Source organism: Arcanobacterium phocisimile (assembly GCF_016904675.1).
GTDB classification, from domain to species: domain Bacteria; phylum Actinomycetota; class Actinomycetes; order Actinomycetales; family Actinomycetaceae; genus Arcanobacterium; species Arcanobacterium phocisimile.
In genome coordinates this window covers 1950943-1967119 of sequence record NZ_CP070228.1, presented here as the reverse complement: position 1 = coordinate 1967119, position 16177 = coordinate 1950943, and the positions used below count along the sequence as shown (strand labels likewise).

Here is a 16177-nt window from a genome sequence, read left to right as displayed (position 1 = left end):
CCTGTCATGGAAAGACCATGACCGTATTTAGTCCAGAGGAGGTGGGTACACATGCGTCAGTACGAGATGATGATCATCCTCGATCCTGAAACCGATGAGCGTACTCTCCAGGGAACCCTAGAGAAGTTGCTCGCCGTTGTCCCAGCAGAGGGTGGAACCCTCGATAACGTGGACATCCTCGGTAAGCGCCGTCTCGCTTACTCGATTAATAAGAAGTCCGAAGGTATCTACGTAGTTGTCTACATGACTGCTACCCCGGCTACCGCTCAGGAACTTGACCGCCAGCTCGGCTTGAATGAGTCGATCATGCGCACCAAGCTTCTGCGCTACGAGCCAGTAGCTACCACCGAAGCCTGAAAGAAACTGGAGTAAACCATGGCTGGCGAACCGATTATCACCGTCGTCGGAAATCTCACTGCAGATCCGGAACTCAAGTACGTTGGCTCGGGTACGCCTGTTGCCTCGTTTACCGTGGCTTCCACTCCACGTAACCTGAACCGTCAAACAAACGAATGGGAAGATGGCGAAGCCATGTTCATTCGTTGTTCTGTTTGGCGTGAATATGCTGAGAACGTGACTGAAACCCTGTCGAAAGGCATGCGTGTTGTGGTTACTGGAAAGCTCCAGGTGCGTAACTATCAGCGTCAAGATGGCTCACAGGGCACATCGATTGAGATGCAGGTAGATGAAGTTGGTCCATCTTTGCGTTACGCAACCGCGCAGGTGACGCGTACTCAAGGTGGAGCAAACCGTGGGGGCTTCAACCAGAATCAAGGTGGCTTTAACCAGGGAGGTGGCCAGCAAGGTCGCGCTTCCTACGATGCTCCGGCCGGCGGATCCGCATACGATCCGTGGGGTCAAGCACCAGCCGGTGGCTCGTCGTTTGATGATGCTCCACCGTTCTAAGACTTTTTGGGATAACCGCGTTTCACGCTCGGTTATCTCGCAATCGAAAGAGGAATCACAATGGCAAAGCCTGTATTGCGCAAGCCAAAGAAGAAGTCCAATCCGTTGAAGGTAGCTAAGATTGCCGTCATCGATTATAAGGACACCGCAACCCTACGCAAGTTCATCTCGGACCGCGGTAAGATCCGCTCCCGCCGAGTTACTGGCGTTTCCGTTCAAGAGCAGCGTCAGATCGCTCGTGCAGTGAAGAACGCACGCGAGATGGCTCTCTTGCCGTACACGAGCTCCGCTCGCTGATTGAGAGAGGAAAGATAGATTATGAAGATTATCCTCACTCACGAAGTTGAGAACCTCGGTGGTGCTGGCGAAGTCGTTACCGTCAAGGACGGCTACGCTCGTAACTTCTTGATCCCACGTGGCTACGCTACAGTGTGGACCAAGGGTGCACAGCGTCAGATCGATCAGATCGCAGAATCACGCCGTAAGCGTGCAACTGAAGATATCGAAGCATCGCGCGAAATGCGTGACGCTCTCGAAGCAACCGTTCTCACCATCACCAAGACTGCTGGTGCTAACGGTCGCCTCTTCGGCGCTGTGACAACTGCTGATGTTGCTGTTGCAGCATCCGAGGTTGCCGGCAAGCCAGTTGATCGCCGATCGGTCAACCTGCACACTAACATCAAGTCTGTTGGTGACTACACCGGTCAGATCAAGCTTCATGCTGAGGTTGTAGCTAGTATTAAAATTGCTGTTATTGCCGAGTGAAAATTTGTGGTTTTCACCACGAAATGAGATGCGGTGGTATGGATCAAAAGTCCTGCCACCGCATTTTTTATTCGCTTTTACCGCAGGAGTCTGTTGTAGGCTTATAGGCCAGATCGTGTTGTTTTTCGGGCTACTTTTCGTTGATGTAGCAGGTAATAGTCGGTTTTGATTTGGGTTTGACTCGAATTCGTGGTTGGCCATTTCGTGTTGCTGGAAACGTGGTTTTTACTTGGTGTGTTGCCCGAAAGTTGGTGTTGAATTCGGTATGGATTGAGGAATGAAATATCCTCGATGCAAAATGTGTGGCAATGTCATGATCAAACACGGTAAGACAAGTGCTGGCCGGCAGCGTTTCCGGTGTAAGCCTTGTTCGTCTACCCAGAGTCGTTCTTATGATGTTCGCGTTCGTCATTTCACAGCGTTTTTAGACTTTGTTACTGGTAAATACACGTTGGCTGATCACGGGGTAAAAGCACGCACGCTACGACGACGTAACGAGCGTTTTTGGCACCTATGGCCGGTCAGTCCTGTTGTTGATGAGGTCCATCATGTGGTGTTTATTGATGGCATCTATCTTTCTCGCACACTCGTGGTGTTGATAGCGTGCACGAAAACCCATGTCCTTGGCTGGTATGTGGCTAAAGGAGAAACAATGCGTGCCTGGCAGGCGTTAATGTCTCGGATCGCGCCCCAGATGTTGTGGTGTGTGATGGCGGGCAGGCAATAGCTAGCGCGGTAAAGACCACCTGGCCTGGTACGCGAATTCAACGCTGTGTTTTTCATGCCTTTAGCATGGAAAACGCAAGACCACGACCCGTCCTTACACCCAGGCAGGTGTTGACCTATATGCTCTGGGAAAAGCATTACTACATATCACAAGCTTTGATCAGGCAGTGGAATGGATGAGCCAACTCGCAAACTGGAACACCACGTATCACACGTTTTTAGCTCAACAAACCCGACCATCAAATGGTAGCTGGGTTCCCACTCATGCCCGGTTGGTTCAGGCTAAGAACTCGTTAAACACCCTGGTGAAGAAAGGTACCTTGTTTACCTATCTTGACCCCGCACTCCACATCGATGGTGATCCTATTGCATCAACATCGAATCATATCGAGGGTGGGATTAACGCCCAGCTACGGTCACTGTTACGTGTTCACCGGGGGATGAGCCTTGATCGTCAAGTGAAAACCGTGTTGTGGTGGTGCTACTTGCATACTGAATTACCCGCAACACCAGCACGCATCCTACAAACAGTGATCACTGACGAACAAATCATTGACCTGTTCGAGCAAGCCAGGCATCGAGCCAGCGCACAAGCCCAGATCGAACGCTGGGGAACCGCGGTCAACTGGACTCAACTTCCACCACGGAGCAACCTGGCATGAAACCTACTAACCCCCAGCAACACATTTTGGCCTATAAGCCCTGTTGTACTACAACTGTTTGTAAGGTAAGCGTTGAGATAGTATGGAAATATGTTTTTCCGCACTAGCGCAAGAAAATGAATTGAACTACCTTTCCCTATATGCGAACATTAAGTATCTGTCTTTACGTATGTTTATCGAGATTCCATAGGTTTTTGAGATAGTAGCCCTAAGAACTGAGACATATCACGTGCGTCATTCTCAGGATTGATTTTTTGAGGGTAAAAAGGGAGCGATGTCGTTGTAATGGTCTCTAGGCATAGCGGTAAAGGATCGCTGTCTCCCAGATCCTAGATTTCAAGACTCAGTTGAGTATTTATTAGGAAGGAACACTACGAGTGTCATTAAATTTAACAAATAGATACAGTCTGGGGGGCATATCTGTTAAGCGCTGGCGTAAGCCAGTGGCCTTACTGGGAACAGTAGGTTTGCTTAGCGGTATGTTCTTATCCGGAGCTTTAAGCTCTACCTCCTACGCAGCGACCAACTTACTCACTGCTAATCAGCCATTAGCAAGTGATTCAGATAGTTATCTTGGTCAGGAAGTTATCGAATCTGCAGTTGCTAATCCGAAAGATCCACGTACAATCACCGGTACTGTGCGAATTGAAGGTAGCCGAGAGGGTGGTGCGTCGACATATAACATCGGTGCTTATAAAAAGGATACTCCGGTGGAAGCAGATGCTGGAACGACTTTTACGGTTCCAGTTGTTGTGACATATCCAAATAATGGTGGTAGTGAAAGCCTCAATGCTAAGTTTGTTGTGGCGCAAAAGGCTCCAATGTGGGATAAGGAAGGAACTGTTGTTCCTGGTGGCGAGATTACCTTTGAAAACAAGGGAGGGCCAGTACCAGAGGGTTCTCATATTGGAAATCTATCCAATAATGGTACGGCAAGTATGGGGAAAGATGGTACTGTTCGTATCAGTGCGTTCCCAACTGCTAAACCTGGTGAGAAGATTACAGTTGATATTGTTGGTCGCCAGAATAATGTGATACACACGATTACTGTTACTGTTGTGGCTAAGCCTGATTCTGATGGTAATGGTGTTCCTGATCCGAAGGATGATCCTGCTAATCCACAGCCTGGTGAGGATCAGTGTGCTGATACTCCTGCAGGTGCCAAGGTTGACGAAAACGGTTGTGCTCTAGCACCTTCCGTTGGTGATGTTCCTACAATCAATGGCGAAAAGGATAAGTTGATCAATCCGATCACTATCCCGATCGAGAATCTTGGTAAGGCTACCGGTCTTGTTTGTTCAATTGCAGGACTCCCTGACGGGTTAATGATTAAGCTCAACGAAGATGGTAATGGCTGTGTTGTTTCTGGTACTCCTACTGAAGCTACTGATGGTCCTGTTACTGTTACTGTTTTTCTTCACTACAAGAAGCCTGATGGTGTCAAAGGTCCGGGTATTGTAACTAAGGATGGCATTGCTAACATTATTGTCCCAGTTCCGGGTGATTCTGATGGTGATGGTGTTCCTGATCCGAAGGATCCTGCTAATCCGCAGCCTGGTGAGGATCAGTGTGCTGATACTCCTGCAGGTGCCAAGGTTGACAAGAATGGTTGTGCTCTAGCACCTTCCGTTGGTGATGTTCGTGAGGTGAAGGGTGAGAAGGGCAAGGAGATTACTCCGGTTGTCGTTCCTGTTGAGAATCCTGGTAAGGCTACCGGCCTTGTATGTAAGGCCACGGATCTTCCTGATGGTTTGACGGTTACTTATGATAAGGCTAAGGGTGGCTGTGTTATCTCTGGTACTCCAACTGAAGACACGACTCAGAACCAGCTTTTCGCTGTGACGGTTGAGTTTACTAAGCCTGACGGTGATAAGAGTGCTGGTACTCCGATTGTGAAGCATGGAAAGGTGAATATCACTCTTCCAGCTCTAGACGTGAACCCAGATCCTGCTAATCCGCAGCCTGGTGAGGATCAGTGTGCTGATACTCCTGCAGGTGCCAAGGTTGACAAGAATGGTTGTGCTCTAGCACCTTCCGTTGGTGATGTTCCTGAGGTGAAGGGTGAGAAGGGCAAGGAGATTACTCCGGTTGTCGTTCCTGTTGAGAATCCTGGTAAGGCTACCGGCCTTGTATGTAAGGCCACGGATCTTCCTGATGGTTTGACGGTTACTTATGATAAGGCTAAGGGTGGCTGTGTTATCTCTGGTACTCCAACTGAAGACACGACTCAGAACCAGCTTTTCGCTGTGACGGTTGAGTTTACTAAGCCTGACGGTGATAAGAGTGCTGGTACTCCGATTGTGAAGCATGGAAAGGTGAATATCACTCTTCCAGCTCTAGACGTGAACCCAGATACTGCTAAGAAGGATTCTGATGGTGATGGTGTTCCTGATCCGAAGGATCCTGCTAATCCGCAGCCTGGTGAGGATCAGTGTGCTGATACTCCTGCAGGTGCCAAGGTTGACAAGAATGGTTGTGCTCTAGCACCTTCCGTGGAAGGTGACCTTCCAACCATCAACGGTCAGATTGATACTCCAATCAAGGACATTGTTATCCCAATCCAGAATCCTGGAAAGGCTACCGACCTTGTATGCAAGGCTGAAGGTCTTGCTACAGGCCTGACCATCAAGTACGTCGAAGGTAAGGGCTGTGTCATCTCTGGCACCCCAACCGAGACAAAGGATGGCGACTACACAATCACGATTGAATCCAAGCGTCCAGACGGCGACAAGGGTGCAAACACTCTAATCGTTAAGGACTCCGGAAAGATCAAGACCACCGAAGGCCCAGCTGCGCCAAACTGGGAAGACAAGACTGGTCACGCAGGTGACGAGATTGCCGTTCCAAATATTGGTGGCGATGTTCCTGGTGGTACAACCATCGAGACTGAAGGTCCTGGTAAGGGTATGCTTGACAAGGATGGCTCCATTAAGGTAACCATCAATGACAATGCAAAGCCTGGCGACAAGATCATCGTTACCGTGAAGGACAAGGACGGCAACGTCCTCGACACCATCACAGTGACCGTGGCTGAAACCCCAGTTGCTCCAACTATTAAGGAAAAGCTAGCTAAGACTGGTCTTAATATTGCTGGTTTGGTAGCAATCGGACTAGGCTCGCTCCTTGCCGGTGCATTCGCAGTGCGCCGTCGCAAGAACAGCTGACCTCACCAGACAAGCGAGTAATCGCTAGTTAATGCAAAGGGTGGGCATGAACGAAAAAGTTCATGCCCACCCTTTGCATTGGTATTTATAAATGCATCCACTCGGTCCCGCGGGTGCGAACAAATTGAGTACCTGCACGAACAGCCATCGTCACGCCCCCATACCCGAGCCAGAGTACTGCCATACCGGATGTTTGAGTGAACCACTGTGGATTCCACAGAATGATTCCCGCAATTGGAGAAAAAGCAGCAAGAGTTGCCAGCATGTACCACGCTAGACGGTTCGTGTCGCCAGCACCGATGAGTATCCCGTCGAGCATAAAAGCAATCGACGCTAGAGGGATCGCAATACTGGCAATCCACAGTACGGTACGAGAGAGGCTTTGCACGTCACCATCAGTCGTCATGATTGACGGTACGACGAACGATAGTCCAGCAACGATCACACCTAGACCAATACCGACCCACAGCCCCCACAGCATACACCGATTGAGAACGTGCCTGACAGTTTTCGGCTGCTTGAGACCAAGTGCTTGGCCAACCAAAATTTGGGCAGCCGTGGCCAGCGAATCTAGCCCGTAAGACATAAAATTCCACACAGTCATGACGATCTGATTTGTTGCCAACGCAACCGTCCCAAGCCCAGAAGCACCAGCAATCAGCAGGAGAATCGCGGCACGTAACGACAAGGTACGAATAATTAGTGGTATTGCCTGGGCTAAGGAGCCCAATACGCCCGCTCCGGAAGCCAGCAGAGAAGTATGTTCTGCACGTGCTCGCCGAGCAATAATGACGATTAACACCAACGCCATACTAGTTTGAGCCAACGCGGTACCAAGTCCAGCTCCAATAATTCCCCATCCGAATACGTAGATCAGTAATGCGTTAATTGGAATGTTTGCTAGGGCTCCACCGGTGGCAACTTTGAATGGTGTACGAGCATCAGCAAATCCCCGTAAGGTGCCTGTAGCTGCCAACACAATGAGCATTCCGGGTAGCCCCCAGGAACTTGCGTGGAGATACGCCACCGCTTGGGTACTGACTGCCGGGTCTGGACCAAACCAACTGATGATCATCGGGCCGCCAAAGTAAAGAACAGCGCCGAGGAAGGCTCCTAGTCCAGCTGCAAGCCACATGCCGTCGATTCCGTATCGATAACCTTGGCTTTTATTCCCTGCACCGACAGCGCGCGCAGTAGCTGCAGTCGTTGCATAGGTGAGGAAAATACATAACCCAACAAGTGTCGTCAGAATTGTGGAGGCGAGTGAGAGTCCCGCCAGTGGTGCAGTACCGGGGAGTCTGCCGATCATCGTCGTGTCGACGGCGACAAGCAGTGGTTCTGCGAGCAACGCACCGAGTGAGGGTAAAGCGAGCCGAATAATGGATGCGTCAACATCGGCAAGTTCGTTGCGAGACAAGGGGAGTCCTCAAATCTGTTGGGTTAGTGTGGTCAGGGTTGTTAGTTCCAGCCTACCGAAACACCGACGACGTCGACGACACACGAAAACTTAAAGTGGTTGATGTCTATTTGTGAATATATCTTGCAAGAAATGTTCGAAATAACCACAGGTTATCCACATTCGTGGAGAAATTTCTGGCGAAGTTTCGCCGAATCTGCGAAACTATTCCACACACGTGGATAAAATTGTGAAATTCTGTGGATAACTAATGTAGTTAACCACAGGTTTATACACAAATCCACGGAACTTGTCCACATAAAAACTTCAAGTACTCGCAGGCCTGTGGATATCTTTAGGTAGGTATGCGGATAACGACAGCAATTTTGTGGAAAATAGGCAATAATTACCAGAGGTAAAGCACGACTCGAAACTGATGTGACAAGCAGGGGACATCCGCAGACGTCGAATACGTGCTCGTAGCTGCACCTAGAAGAAGCCAAACAGTTAGTGATAGAGGAATTATCGTGAGTGATATGTCGAACTCGCAGTATGAACGTACGCCACCACACGATATTGAAGCAGAGCGCTCAGTTCTCGGCGGAATGATGCTCAGTAAAGACGCCCTAGCTGACGTCCTCGAAATGCTTGACGCAAAAGATTTCTATCGCCCAGCACACGCCACTATATACACCACTATTCTCAACTTATTCGGCACCGGCCAACCAGCGGATGCCATCACAGTCGCCGCAGAGCTTCAACGTCAAGGGCTTCTCGAACAAGTCGGTGGCCGCGCAGTTCTCCACGATCTCGTATCCGCAGTACCCACCGCAGCAAACGCATCCTATTACGCCCAAATTGTTCGCGATCAGGCAATGCTACGCCGGCTCGTTGAAACCGGAACCAGAATCGCACAGTTAGGATACACCACCGACGGCGGCGACGTCACCGAACTACTCAACCTCGCCCAATCCGAAGTCTATGCGATGAGCGAATCGAAATCGTCAAACGATTACGCACAACTTCGCACCATCATCCCCGGCCTCGTCGAAGAACTCGAAATGAACTCTGCACGAGACGGTCAACTAGCTGGCCTAGCTACCGGCTTCCACGATCTTGATAAAGTTCTTCTTGGCCTGCGACCCAACCAAATGATTATCGTCGCTGCCCGCCCAGGTATGGGTAAAACGACGCTCGCTATGGACTTCTGCCGCCATATCGCGATCAAAGACAATAAGCCAGTCGCATTCTTCTCCCTCGAAATGAACCGCAACGAATTAGCGATGCGTATGTTGGCTGCCGAATCCGAAGTATGGCTATCGAAACTCATCGGCGGCGAACTCGAACAGCGCGACTGGGAACGCATCTCGCGCACCCTAGAACGCATCGCTGAAGCGCCACTTTTCGTCGACGATTCACCAAACCTGACCATGATGGAAATTCGATCCAAGGCACGGCGGATGCGCCAACAGCACGGAATCGAAATGATCGTTATCGACTATCTCCAGCTGCTCACCTCTGGCGGACGTAGCCCGGAATCGCGCCAGCAAGAAGTCTCAGAATTCTCACGTTCCATCAAACTATTGGCGAAAGAACTCGAGATTCCAATTATCGCTATCGCCCAGTTGAACCGTGAAACTGAACGTCGCGACTCGAAGAAGCCACAAGTATCGGATCTGCGTGAATCAGGTTCGTTGGAGCAGGACGCCGACGTCGTTATCCTCATTAATCGTCCAAAAGAACGTGACGAGATGGGCGCCTTGCCGCCAGCCCAGATTATCGTCGGGAAGAACCGATCAGGCCCAACATCAGACGATATCGAGCTCGAATTCCAAGGCTCGTTGACTCGCTTCGCGAACTACGCTTCCGCCGACGATTACTAAACAGCTCGCCGATTAACCGATTTCTTCCGCCAATCGGGCAAAGAATGAACGTTGCACATCGACCGCTTCCCGCCACAACCGGGTAGCGGTGGCTGTTGCGCACGGCTGGTTCCACAACCAATCGAGCTTGCCACGATAGCCAGCTAACCAGGTGCGCTGCTCGGCTGTAGGAAGTTCCATGAAGCGAATATATTTCAACGTATCTGCCACCCGGTAAGCACCGAAGCGGTCGATATTATCGCAATCCCCGATCGAACGCGCCAACAAACTCGGCTCGCTATCGAACACCAAATACGGATTACCATGAACATCGTAAGATGTGCCTTCGTCGTCGGTACGCGGATTCCACAGATCGTCAGTATGCATAGCGATACCTTGAACAATCTCTAACCGTTGAGCACTAGGCAAACCCAGCTCGGTTAAAAACTTATCGGCTATCAACGCGCCAGCACGCCCATGGTCAACAGCCCGTTCTGCGTCGAATTTACCCACATCATGGAGCAAGCACCCTAACGCCAACAAATCAGCATCAAAGCCTTCGCCGTCAGCAACTAGCCTGCCAATACGTGCCACCCGCTGGCTATGCTCAAAACGGTAACGTCGAGCCCCGTCACGCACCGGTTCGCCGTCAACCATACGATCTGGAGAAAGCAAATGTTGTTGCAGAAAAGCTAACGCAGGTTCATACGCTTCACGGGCACTAATCATGGGTTACATCTTCGAAAAGTCGTTCGGGTGCGGACTGCGGCGGCCAGCCTCGCCACGATCAAGTCCACGAATCGCCGCGAGATCTTCTCCATCCAGCGTCACGCGCAGTGAATCGAAGTTTTCGCGTTGCCGATCCAAACTCGACGATTTTGGAATAGCCACAAAATTTTCTGCCAAATGCCACGCCAACACCACTTGAGCAGCAGTCACGTTATGCTTGCGAGCAATATCCACGATCACCGGATCTTTGAGATCGTCACCGCGTCCCAACGGCGACCACGACTCCACAGTGATCCCCATTTCACGACAGAAAGCAACAACTTCACGGTTTTGGAAATACGGATGAATCTCGATCTGGTTCACCGCCGGCATCGAACACCCAGCAGCCAGCAGCTTCTCGATGTGTTCGATCTCGAAATTGGAAACACCAACTGAGCGGGCACGCCCCTCACTCATGAAAGACTCCAAAACTTCAAACGTCGAAACGAAATCGCCGTCGTAATACATCGGCAACGGCCAATGAATCAAAAACAGATCAACATAGTCAGTACGCAAGTTACGCAACGATTGAGCGAAAGATTCGCGTGCCTTATCCGCCTCATGGTTCGGGTTATCGAGCTTGGTCGTAATAAAAATACTCTCCCGCGGAATACCGGATTCAACTAGTGCGCGACCTACGCCTGTTTCATTGCCATACATTTGTGCCGTATCAATATGCCGGTAACCTACGGCAAACGCCTGCTGTACCAAACTAGCGGTATCAGCTTCCGGCACCTGATAGGTTCCAAAGCCAAGCGAGGGCATCGTGTAACCAGTAGAAAGTCGAGTCATGTGTCAGTCCTCCACGGGGGATTCGTCGCGCAGGCGCGGCTGCGATGTCAGTTCCGGATTGATTCCGGCAATATTTGCGTAAAATTCTCGGATTCGATCCATATCTGCTTTACGATCGCCAGTAAGCATAAATGAATCACGCCAACCGTATGTTCGAGTACGTGAATCAATGAAGCCGAAAACCACCGGCACTCCGGCCTCATACGCAATATGGTAGAAACCCGAACGCCACGTATCACGCTTACCGCGCGTACCCTTCGGTGCCAGACACAGCGTGAAATCGTCCGACTCGCGGAACTGGCGAGCAATATCGCTCACCACCCCATGCGCCGAATTACGATCCACACCAACCGCGCCAACTGCTCGCGCAAGCGGCCCAAGCGGACTGTGGATCACCGAATCTTTAACTAAGAAGCGCAAGTTACGATCAGCATGCCAAAATGCCACCAGCATATAGATCGCATCCCAATTGGAAGTATGCGGAGCGCCAATCACCACAGCCTTCGGCGGAAGAGGATCAAGTTGTAGTTCCCAGCGGGAAAACTTTTGGAATGTGCGAGAAATGAATCGCTTGAGAGACATACGTATTCCTTGTGTTGATGTGGCTCTAGTGCACTGTGGGAAGAAGAGATCAGGAACGCTGGCGTTCAGATTCAATAGTGGCGAGGAACTTATCGGCTGGCAACGCGCCAGAGACGAAACTGTATCCGATGAGGAAAGCAGGGGTGCCAGAAATTCCCAACGATAACCCGCGGTTACGTTCATCGTTGATAGCTGCCACAGTTTCTGGAGAAACAAGATCAGCGGCAAACTTTTCCGTATCCATGCCAAGCTTTCCAGCCAGCGCAGTTAATGCTTCTGGAGTAGTTTCTGGTGGGTTAGCGAAAAGTTCGGTGTGGTAGTCCCAAAACTTATTTTGCAGAGCAGCAGCGTGGGAAGCCTGAGCGGCAAGAATCGAGGCGTCACCCAAAATCGGGAGAGAATTATATTCAATACGCACGGTTCCATCGTCGATCAAACCCTGAAGTTGCGGCAACGTAGTTAACGACCAGTCGCGGCAGTGTCCACATCGATAGTCAGAATACATTTCGATAATCACCGGCGCATCAATCGAGCCTAGGGCTCGCGGATCGTGAGGATCATTGCGATGCTCAGCTTCTACGGCTTGCTTGAGTTGTGGATCAAGCTCGTTGGTTGCTGGAGCAGATTCACTACCGTCAGCATTCTTGGGAGTGTTCTGCGCATCGCCACTAGCGGTTGTATTTTGTGCCGGCGCCGGTTTGCTGGCTGGCTGGCTAATAAAAGCTCCCGAAATCACGAGCGTAATGATCAACACTGCCACTGTTAACAGTGCAATGAGTGCCGCAATAGTATTGCGCTTACGCTTTGTTGCGTTCGTTGGCTGACTCATAGATTTACCCTATCTGCAATCCGGTAGTAGAACCTGCCGCCATAGCAATATGACGAAGTATGTCTAGCCTAGTGGACAACGAGGCGTTGGTTCCAATGCTTACCTTTGCGCCCATCAGCGAAATCTGCTGTTTTCCCGCTGTGCGTGCAACGTCAGCAACGTGGGCTGAGGTCATTAACGACGTTGGCTCGTTAGTATCGAGTGGAACATGATCATCATTCCATGCCGGGCCGAACGCATTCGGTTCGGCATGCGCACCAGAGAACATCACGCCTGCCAACGCTTGAGCATGAGCGGCGATCTCCACATGTTCGCACGGAGTTGTTGCGTTGCGCCCTTCGATTGCAGACCGTCCCCAGTTGATGACGATGCCAATACCATGTGCCCGGGCGGCAGCAATTTCATCCTCTAAGCTGAGGAAACCTTTTTGCGGAACTTGGCCTTCGATGAACTTATCTTGATGTTCAATCACCAGTTTCGCGCCATCCCAATCCCACTGAGTGACAACATCGAGTGAATTATTGAAAACTACTGGATCAGCTATAGCTGTCGGCGCTGAATGTAAGGCAATATGGGTAAAAACCTGGCGGTTTGCAGCATCGTTTATTGCTTTGATTGCCCAAGAAGCATTGAGTAAATAATCCAAGGCAGCAGTCTGGCCACTTTCATCTGGTGACGCTAGACCGAAAAGTGGATCTTTGCCCACGCGGTGCATCACACCAGGAATAGGAGTCAGCATGTTAGTGGTGAAATTTTCCGAGAGCTGCGAAACAAACCATTCGACGTCATCAGTGATGGAATCACGGAATGGAATCTCTAACCCGTTCACCCACGGTTGGGCCGCAAGTATCTGATAGTACTCGGCTTGTTCCTGTTTCGTTGCCGGAAGTGACGTGTAAGCGCCAATAATGAACGGGACAGACATCTCAGCTACCTTTCGACCAAAACTAAGATCATGTTATTCCAGTTTACGGCTAGCGGGTCAAAGGTGGTATTTTGACAAGCATGAAGGCCGGCATATCTCAGTTTCGTACGATCGTCACCGTCATTGTTGTGATGATCGTTGTTTCCGTTGGCTTTATTGGGATGTATAACGTTGCCAGTAAGAATGATGCTGAAATGGGTTTTCACATGTATTCAGATATCTCTTACCGAACACACAATCCCAGTGAGTCCTATCAATATGCAGCCGATCATGTCGGCGATCAAGAAAACACAAATAAGCTATTACAAAGCTTGCCGCTGAACACCGATATTTCTAGCGTCCAAATCATTGACTCTGGCATAAAAGTAAATCTGCTGAATGTGAATTTAGAAGATGAAATGACTCAGCGCAATATCCTCTACTCGGCTGCAGTCATTATCACTATGGTTAAAGACGTAACTTATGTGTCATACACCAGCGGTACGAAAATTATTGAAGTGACCCGTAGCGACGTCGAAGCATTTATCCCCGAAGAAATGTTTTTCACCTTCAATGAACAGTCGTGGGACCGGGTACGTCGTGCCATCCCCGAAGCCGTCTGGGCAATTATTGAAGTTCGAAAGACCACAACGAAGATCAAAGAACTCTAAGCTCCCGTAAACTAAAGCCCATGGAGCATCTCGGAATCAACGCAATTCACCCAACCGCCCCCGAATATTTAACTGCGGCTGGTTTATTTACCGCGCCGATCGACGTCGGCACTGCAGTTCAACGAATCCGCAATCTGTGGGGTGAGGATATTGAACCGCGTTGGGTCAATGTTGAGGCAGAGAAAACTGGCGGATTAAGCGGCGCGATCTTAACGTTCACGTTGCAAGGCGTTCAGGTCATGATCACTCCAGTTACCGGGCAACTGCAGATCGATAAAGGCCAGCTCCCCGAACATCACACGCATGTGGCAATGACCTTCTACGCTCCGCTTTCTGGGCAAGCGCAAGGCAAACTGGCCGGCGAACGCCCACTGACCGGCGATAACGCTACCGAACTCACTCGCCGTCACCGTATGGTTTCCGCCCACATCGCCTACACCCAGGTTGCTGATGCACTGATGCGCGAAGAGGCGGCTTTAGGCGTCTACCGTCACGAACTAGGAGTCATTCACCCGCCGCACATGGTCAGCGCGCTCGCGGATTCGTTAACCAAGGGCCAAGCTCCGTTGCCGTTGTGGATCAATATTCGTCTCGGTGACGGGCAGACCACACGGGCACGAACCCTCGGTTTGCCGCTCTTTGGGCACCTCGATCTGGAAGTCACGGGCACGGGCCGTTCGCTCGAGGAAACCGCTGCGTTTGTTGAAGCCAGTGCGGACTATATTGTGATGGGTGACAGTTATTTGCTTCCCGGCCAAACAATCGGAGCGAACGACGGCGGTAGCTATCCGGTTTCCCAAGAAGTTTCGGTAGCAGACGGATCCACGGTTATTCGGGTCGACTTTTAACGAAATTGACGATGAACGAACGAAAACAATGAAGGTTGAGCCGTCAGGGCATGACGGATGAACAGCGATAGGTAGAGACGATGTTTGAAATAGAGAATCGACTAGACGGCCAGCTTGGTCGAACTGGCACAATCCATACTCCACACGGCGACATTCAAACCCCGGCGTTTATTCCGGTGGCAACTAAAGCAACCGTGAAGAGCGTGTTGCCAGAAACTATGCGGGAGATCGGTGCACAGGCGTTGCTGTCGAACGCCTATCATCTGTACCTCCAGCCTGGTTCGGACATTGTTGATGAAGCTGGCGGTGTGGGTGCGTTTGAGAATTGGGACGGCCCAACATTCACTGACTCTGGCGGTTTCCAAGTGTTGAGCTTGGGTTCAGGGTTTAAGAAAGTGCTCTCGGAGGAGTTTAACGGTTCGGCACACGTGGATGGCAAAGTTGCCCCCAACAAGGAACGGTTAGCGAATGTGGACGACGACGGAGTATGGTTCCGTTCGCACCTCGATGGTTCGAAGCATCGGTTTACGCCAGAGATTTCGATGCGGATCCAACACGAATTGGGTGCCGATATTATTTTTGCGTTCGACGAATTAACGACGTTGCTCAATTCGCGCGGTTATCAAGAAGAAGCGTTGGAACGTACTCGGTTGTGGGCGCAACGGTGTTTGCGTGCTCATAAGCAGCTCACCGAAGAACGGGAAACGAAGCCCTACCAGCAGTTGTTTGGTGTGATCCAAGGGGCCCAATATGAAGATTTGCGGCGTAAAGCTGCCCGCGACTTGGGGAATATGGACATTGACGGGCAGCGCTTCGATGGTTTCGGCGTCGGCGGCGCGTTAGAAAAAGAAAACCTGGGCACGATCGTGCGGTGGGTGAACGAAGAACTACCCGAAGATCGGGCACGTCATTTGCTCGGCATTTCTGAACCAGATGACCTGTTCGCCGGTGTCGAAAATGGTATCGATACTTTCGACTGTGTCAACCCCTCACGTGTGGCACGCAACGCCGCTATCTATTCGCCAGATGGCCGTTTCAACGTTAATCGCGCCCAACATAAGCGCGAGTTTATTCCGCTGGTTGAAGGCTGTGAATGTTACACCTGTACGCATTACACGCGCGCCTATATTCATCACTTATTTAAGGCAAAGGAAATGGTGGTCAATACGTTGACCACCATCCACAACGAATACTTCACCATCAAACTGGTGGAGGATATCCGTCAGCATATGAATGCCGGAACCTACTGGGAGTTTAAGGAAGAAACCCTCGGCCGGTTCTATACAAACCGTAACAAGTAGC

At 50.7% G+C, this 16177-nt stretch carries 15 protein-coding genes and 1 pseudogene; 10 read left to right on the top strand and 6 right to left on the bottom strand.

Annotated elements, in window-relative coordinates:
- Nucleotides 1-51 precede the first annotated feature (51 nt).
- From rpsF to JTE88_RS08885, 6 genes and pseudogenes are all read left to right on the top strand, one after another.
- A complete protein-coding gene (rpsF, locus tag JTE88_RS08910; RefSeq protein ID WP_204424466.1) occupies nucleotides 52-357 on the top strand; it encodes a 30S ribosomal protein S6 in 306 nt (101 codons plus the stop codon).
- Between the two features lie 18 nt (nucleotides 358-375).
- The gene (locus tag JTE88_RS08905) at nucleotides 376-906 is read left to right on the top strand and encodes a single-stranded DNA-binding protein (RefSeq protein WP_204424463.1); all 531 of its coding nucleotides are present in this window, start codon (nucleotides 376-378) and stop codon (nucleotides 904-906) included.
- 60 nt (nucleotides 907-966) lie between these two features.
- Nucleotides 967-1203: a 30S ribosomal protein S18 gene (gene rpsR, locus JTE88_RS08900; RefSeq protein WP_204424462.1), complete on the top strand. Its 237-nt coding sequence runs from the start codon at nucleotides 967-969 to the stop codon at nucleotides 1201-1203.
- A 21-nt stretch (nucleotides 1204-1224) separates the two neighbouring features.
- A complete protein-coding gene (rplI, locus tag JTE88_RS08895) occupies nucleotides 1225-1671 on the top strand; it encodes a 50S ribosomal protein L9 (protein WP_204424460.1) in 447 nt (148 codons plus the stop codon).
- Nucleotides 1672-1948: 277 nt separating this feature from the next.
- A pseudogene (locus tag JTE88_RS08890) lies at nucleotides 1949-3069 on the top strand (IS1249 family transposase).
- 367 nt (nucleotides 3070-3436) lie between these two features.
- Nucleotides 3437-6223 carry a hypothetical protein gene (locus tag JTE88_RS08885; RefSeq protein WP_204424458.1) on the top strand — a complete coding sequence of 929 codons (2787 nt, stop codon included), beginning with the start codon at nucleotides 3437-3439 and terminating at the stop codon, nucleotides 6221-6223.
- An 85-nt stretch (nucleotides 6224-6308) separates the two neighbouring features.
- On the opposite strand, the gene JTE88_RS08880 is transcribed toward JTE88_RS08885, so the two are convergent.
- Nucleotides 6309-7640: an MATE family efflux transporter gene (locus JTE88_RS08880; protein ID WP_204424456.1), complete on the bottom strand. Its 1332-nt coding sequence runs from the start codon at nucleotides 7638-7640 to the stop codon at nucleotides 6309-6311.
- 515 nt (nucleotides 7641-8155) lie between these two features.
- On the opposite strand from JTE88_RS08880, the gene dnaB reads away from it, so the two are divergent.
- The gene (gene dnaB, locus JTE88_RS08875) at nucleotides 8156-9502 is read left to right on the top strand and encodes a replicative DNA helicase (protein WP_204425852.1); all 1347 of its coding nucleotides are present in this window, start codon (nucleotides 8156-8158) and stop codon (nucleotides 9500-9502) included.
- Nucleotides 9503-9514: 12 nt separating this feature from the next.
- Here dnaB and JTE88_RS08870 read toward each other — a convergent pair whose 3' ends face one another.
- The 5 genes from JTE88_RS08870 to JTE88_RS08850 are packed head-to-tail and all read right to left on the bottom strand — an operon-like array spanning nucleotide 9515 to nucleotide 13377.
- On the bottom strand, nucleotides 9515-10210 hold the full coding sequence (locus JTE88_RS08870; RefSeq protein WP_204424454.1) for an HD domain-containing protein: 696 nt from the start codon (nucleotides 10208-10210) through the stop codon (nucleotides 9515-9517).
- A gap of 3 nt (nucleotides 10211-10213) precedes the next feature.
- Nucleotides 10214-11041, bottom strand: a complete 828-nt coding sequence (locus JTE88_RS08865; protein ID WP_204424453.1) for an aldo/keto reductase — start codon at nucleotides 11039-11041, stop codon at nucleotides 10214-10216.
- A 3-nt stretch (nucleotides 11042-11044) separates the two neighbouring features.
- A complete protein-coding gene (locus JTE88_RS08860) occupies nucleotides 11045-11623 on the bottom strand; it encodes a 1-acyl-sn-glycerol-3-phosphate acyltransferase (protein ID WP_204424451.1) in 579 nt (192 codons plus the stop codon).
- 49 nt (nucleotides 11624-11672) lie between these two features.
- Complete coding sequence (locus JTE88_RS08855; protein ID WP_204424450.1) at nucleotides 11673-12452, bottom strand: DsbA family protein; 780 nt, start codon at nucleotides 12450-12452, stop codon at nucleotides 11673-11675.
- A 4-nt stretch (nucleotides 12453-12456) separates the two neighbouring features.
- The gene (locus JTE88_RS08850) at nucleotides 12457-13377 is read right to left on the bottom strand and encodes a DUF4862 family protein (protein ID WP_204424448.1); all 921 of its coding nucleotides are present in this window, start codon (nucleotides 13375-13377) and stop codon (nucleotides 12457-12459) included.
- Nucleotides 13378-13448: 71 nt separating this feature from the next.
- On the opposite strand from JTE88_RS08850, the gene JTE88_RS08845 reads away from it, so the two are divergent.
- The 3 genes from JTE88_RS08845 (at nucleotide 13449) to tgt (ending at nucleotide 16176) form a co-directional block, all read left to right on the top strand.
- Nucleotides 13449-14027, top strand: coding sequence for a DUF4825 domain-containing protein (locus JTE88_RS08845; protein ID WP_204424447.1), 579 nt, complete (start codon nucleotides 13449-13451; stop codon nucleotides 14025-14027).
- 20 nt (nucleotides 14028-14047) lie between these two features.
- Nucleotides 14048-14875: a DUF4261 domain-containing protein gene (locus JTE88_RS08840; RefSeq protein ID WP_204424445.1), complete on the top strand. Its 828-nt coding sequence runs from the start codon at nucleotides 14048-14050 to the stop codon at nucleotides 14873-14875.
- 80 nt (nucleotides 14876-14955) lie between these two features.
- Nucleotides 14956-16176 (top strand): tRNA guanosine(34) transglycosylase Tgt, encoded by a 1221-nt coding sequence (gene tgt, locus JTE88_RS08835; RefSeq protein WP_204424444.1) that lies wholly within the window; start codon nucleotides 14956-14958, stop codon nucleotides 16174-16176.
- Nucleotide 16177 lies beyond the last annotated feature (1 nt).

Bases quoted from the DNA above. Each gene is read 5' to 3' on its own strand.
- JTE88_RS08865 (WP_204424453.1), bottom strand. From the start codon at position 11,041: ATGACTCGACTTTCTACTGGTTACACGATGCCCTCGCTTGGCTTTGGA.
- dnaB (WP_204425852.1), top strand. From the start codon at position 8,156: ATGTCGAACTCGCAGTATGAACGTACGCCACCACACGATATTGAAGCA.
- rpsF (WP_204424466.1), top strand. From the start codon at position 52: ATGCGTCAGTACGAGATGATGATCATCCTCGATCCTGAAACCGATGAG.
- JTE88_RS08840 (WP_204424445.1), top strand. From the start codon at position 14,048: ATGGAGCATCTCGGAATCAACGCAATTCACCCAACCGCCCCCGAATAT.
- rplI (WP_204424460.1), top strand. From the start codon at position 1,225: ATGAAGATTATCCTCACTCACGAAGTTGAGAACCTCGGTGGTGCTGGC.
- JTE88_RS08905 (WP_204424463.1), top strand. From the start codon at position 376: ATGGCTGGCGAACCGATTATCACCGTCGTCGGAAATCTCACTGCAGAT.
- rpsR (WP_204424462.1), top strand. From the start codon at position 967: ATGGCAAAGCCTGTATTGCGCAAGCCAAAGAAGAAGTCCAATCCGTTG.
- JTE88_RS08860 (WP_204424451.1), bottom strand. From the start codon at position 11,623: ATGTCTCTCAAGCGATTCATTTCTCGCACATTCCAAAAGTTTTCCCGC.
- tgt (WP_204424444.1), top strand. From the start codon at position 14,956: ATGTTTGAAATAGAGAATCGACTAGACGGCCAGCTTGGTCGAACTGGC.
- JTE88_RS08870 (WP_204424454.1), bottom strand. From the start codon at position 10,210: ATGATTAGTGCCCGTGAAGCGTATGAACCTGCGTTAGCTTTTCTGCAA.
- JTE88_RS08855 (WP_204424450.1), bottom strand. From the start codon at position 12,452: ATGAGTCAGCCAACGAACGCAACAAAGCGTAAGCGCAATACTATTGCG.
- JTE88_RS08850 (WP_204424448.1), bottom strand. From the start codon at position 13,377: ATGTCTGTCCCGTTCATTATTGGCGCTTACACGTCACTTCCGGCAACG.